This window comes from Skermanella sp. (genome assembly GCF_059503625.1).
This window is the reverse complement of sequence record NZ_JCACHA010000824.1, coordinates 1-3,597: the sequence shown is the minus strand read 5'-3', so window position 1 is coordinate 3,597 and position 3,597 is coordinate 1. Positions and strand designations below refer to the sequence as shown.

4 protein-coding genes are annotated in these 3,597 nt (G+C 63.9%); all 4 read left to right on the top strand.

Annotation, left to right across the window (positions count from 1 at the left end):
- Window positions 1-1,365, top strand: a 1,365-nt coding sequence (locus tag AC5JJ6_RS29660) for an aminotransferase-like domain-containing protein (RefSeq protein ID WP_496045506.1), incomplete at its 5' end; no start/stop codon positions are given.
- A gap of 147 nt (window positions 1,366-1,512) precedes the next feature.
- Window positions 1,513-1,818, top strand: a complete 306-nt coding sequence (maoP, locus tag AC5JJ6_RS29655; RefSeq protein WP_496045505.1) for a DUF413 domain-containing protein — start codon at window positions 1,513-1,515, stop codon at window positions 1,816-1,818.
- Window positions 1,819-2,014: 196 nt separating this feature from the next.
- Window positions 2,015-2,437 carry a VOC family protein gene (locus tag AC5JJ6_RS29650; protein ID WP_496045504.1) on the top strand — a complete coding sequence of 141 codons (423 nt, stop codon included), beginning with the start codon at window positions 2,015-2,017 and terminating at the stop codon, window positions 2,435-2,437.
- A 28-nt stretch (window positions 2,438-2,465) separates the two neighbouring features.
- Window positions 2,466-3,597, top strand: a 1,132-nt coding sequence (locus tag AC5JJ6_RS29645; RefSeq protein WP_496045510.1) for a DJ-1/PfpI family protein, incomplete at its 3' end; no start/stop codon positions are given.

Sequence of the window (3,597 nt, the reverse complement as noted above, 5' to 3'; positions counted from 1 at the left end):
GACGTGATGGACGCGATCCGCCGGAGGATGGCAAGCCGCGCGCTGTCCCCGGGTGAAAGGCTGCCCTCGATCCGCGGCTTCGCCGCCACCATGGGAGTGTCGCCGTCAACCGTGGTGGAAGCCTATGACCGGCTTGCGGCTGAAGGCGTGATCCGCTCGCGGCCAGGCTCGGGCTTCTACGTGTCGGGTGCCATGCCACCGCTCTCCCTGGCCGAAGCCGGACCACGACTCGACCAGGCCATCGATCCGTTCTGGGTGTCACGGCAGTCGCTCGATGCCGGCACGGAGATGCTGAAGCCCGGATGCGGATGGCTGCCGGCCGACTGGATGCCGAATGATGCCATACGCCGTGCGATCCGCCGCCTTGCGCACGCCAACGATACGATTCTGGCGGACTATGGCGGCACGCGCGGATCGCTGCCGCTGCGCCGGCTCCTCGCGCGCCAGTTCGCGGACGAAGGGATCGCCGCCGGTGCCGATCAGATCCTTCTGACTGCCTCGGGAACCCAGGCGGTTGACTTGGCCTGCCGGTTCCTGCTGCGCCCTGGGGATGTGGTGCTTGTCGATGACCCGTGCTACTTCAACTTCCATGCCCTGCTGCGCGCTCATCAGGCTCGGATTGTCGGTGTACCCTATACGCGGAACGGGCCGGATGCGGACCTCTTCGCTGAGGCGCTGACAAGGCATCGGCCACGCCTCTATATCACCAACTCCGCCCTCCATAACCCAACCGGTGCTACGATGTCGCCGCAGACGGCATACAAGCTTCTCAGTGCCGCTGCGGCTCACGATGTCACCATCATCGAGGACGACATCTTTGCCGGCTTCGAGCCGGAACCATCGCCGCGCCTGGCTGTCCTTGACGGACTCACCCGGGTCATCCGGATCGGCAGTTTCTCCAAGACGCTCTCCGCGTCGATTCGGTGCGGCTATCTCGCGGCTCGGCCGGACTGGGTGGAGGCGCTGGTCGATCTTCAGGTGGCGACGAACTTCGGCGGTCCAAGCCCAGTCGCGGCCGAACTCGTCTTCGCGGCCTTGAGCGATGGCAGCTATCGCAAACACCTGGACGATCTCCGCCGGCGCCTGGCGCGGGTCCGACGTGAGACGGCCGACAAGCTTGAAGCACTCGGTCTGCGGCCGTGGCTGATGCCGCGTGGTGGCTTCTATCTCTGGTGCAGCCTGCCGGATGGCCGGAACGCGGCGGATGTCGCACGCGCGGCGCTGCGCGAGAATGTAGTTCTCGCCCCTGGGAACGTCTTCAGTGTCTCTCAATCGGCTTCGGAATATCTTCGCTTCAACGTCGCCCAAATGGGCGATCCGCGCGTCTTCGACGTGCTGGTGCGCGCCAAGGATGCGACAGAGTAAGCGGCCGATTTGTATACTGCGATAGGTTGCGAGCCCGGGGCGATAGGAACGTCGGGATGTGACAAAAGGCGGCCGCTCCTCCCGGCGGCTAGCGCATGTGCTGGACAGTCGACTCCGGCACGGGCAGATGCCAAGCTCGTTTTCAAGATGTGCTTACGCTACGTTTGGGCTCATGGTCATCCTGTGGAACTTGATAGAATGCCCTCCCTGACCCAACGCGAACAGGACCTGCTGCACCGATATCGACGGTTCTATCTCGACTTGGTCGAGGGACGGCGGCTTCCCGAGACCGACGCCCAGCGGCGTTTCCTGGAGGTTGCCGCAGGCCGTCTGCCACCGATGACGGAGCACGAGCGCCTGTGGGTGCGGTGGCGGCGGGAGATCCGGGACAGGAACGTTCGAGCGGTCAAGCGGCGGATGGGGCCGAACGAGTCCTCAAGCCGCCCGTTGTGAGTTCGACCGCATCCAACAGCTGGATTCACAGGGAGGATCACAGCGGCGAACGCTCGGCATATGACGGGATCCCGTCGATCTACGTCATTGCAGACGAACCATAGGGCGGTACGCTGGCGGTAAAGTATGGGACCAGGATTTTACGGGATCGTCCGCCGCCGTATGTAAGAATGTCGTTTGCCGCAGGAGGAGCACCATGCAGCCTCGCATCACCATGTTGACGATCGGCGTGGATGACCTTGAGAGGTCGGTGCGCTTCTACCGCGATGGCCTAGGTCTCCCGACGACAGGGATAACGGGAGAACAGTACGAACACAGCGCCGTGGCCTTCTTCGACCTCCAAGCCGGCCTTAAGCTCGCAGTCTGGCTTCGGGACAGCCTTGCCCACGACACAGGTCTCGCGAAATCCCAGCCGAGCCCGACCGAGTTCTCGATCGGGCACAACGTATCCAGCGAAGATGAGGTGGATCAGGTCATGCGGAGGGCCGAACAGGCTGGTGCTCGGATTGTGAAGCCGGCGCGCAGGACGTTCTGGGGCGGCTATGCTGGGTACTTCCAGGATCCTGACCAGCACCTGTGGGAGGTCGCCTTCAACCCCGGCCTCATTCCCACCGACTAGCAGGCCATGCGGGAGCTTGTTGATCGCCATGAACAAGCGGTTTGTGCTGTGGAGTGCTTTTGGTGTCGTAACGCTTTTCCTGATGATCGGCGGGGCATGGATTCTCTCGCTGCCTCCGGCTTCGACCACCGGAACCGCGCCGCCAATCGCCAGGGAAGAGCTCGACGCCATGATCGCGGCCTTAATGCCTCCAAAACGTCAGCGTCCGCTGATCGCCATCATCGGCATCAATGACGCCACCGAGACCACCGACTATCTCATGCCTTACGGCATCCTTCGCCGCTCCGACGTCGCCGATGTTGTAGCGCTGGCAACAGAGCCGGGGCCGGTGACGCTCTATCCGGCGCTCAAGGTTGAGCCGCAGGCGACGGTTGCCGATTTCGATGTGCGGCATCCGGACGGTGCCGACTATGTCATCGTGCCCGCCATGAGCCGCGACGACGATCCGGCGGCCCTGCGATGGATCAGGAGCCAGGCGGCCAAGGGTGCGATCGTCATCGGCGTCTGCGCCGGAGCCAAGGTCGTCGCGAGTGCCGGACTGCTCGACGGGAAGCGGGCGACGACGCACTGGTACTATCTCAAGGAGCTGCGCGATGAGCATCCCACAATCCGCTACGTCGCGAACAGGAGGCTGGTTGTCGACCGGGGCGTGGCGACGACGACAGGCATCACCGCGTCCATGACGATGTCGCTCACCCTGATCGAAGCCATAGCCGGCCGGGACCGAGCCGAGACGGTCGCCCGGGATCTCGGCGTCACCAGCTGGGATGTACGTCACGACAGCGCTGCGTTCACGTTCACGCGCCCATTCGCCCTGAGGGTGATCGGCAACACCGTCGCTTTCTGGAACCGTGACCAGTTCGGCATAGAACTTCAGCCCCGCATTGACGAGGTGTCGCTCGCCCTCGTCGCAGACGCGTGGACACGGACCTATCGGTCACGTGCGGTGACGTTCGCTGGCACGGCCGGTGCCGTTGAGACACGCAACGGCATTCGCATTTTCCCCGACCAGGTCATCACGGCCTGGCCTGCAGCACAGCAGCTTCCGACACTTGAGGGCCGGCGACCAGCGGAAGCCCTGGACCAGACGCTTCAAGACATCGCGGCCCGCTACGGCATGCACACAGCCGATCTCGTCGCCATGCAGCTCGAATACCCAG

Bases quoted from the DNA above. Each gene is read 5' to 3' on its own strand.
- maoP (WP_496045505.1), top strand. From the start codon at position 1,513: ATGTGCTTACGCTACGTTTGGGCTCATGGTCATCCTGTGGAACTTGAT.
- AC5JJ6_RS29650 (WP_496045504.1), top strand. From the start codon at position 2,015: ATGCAGCCTCGCATCACCATGTTGACGATCGGCGTGGATGACCTTGAG.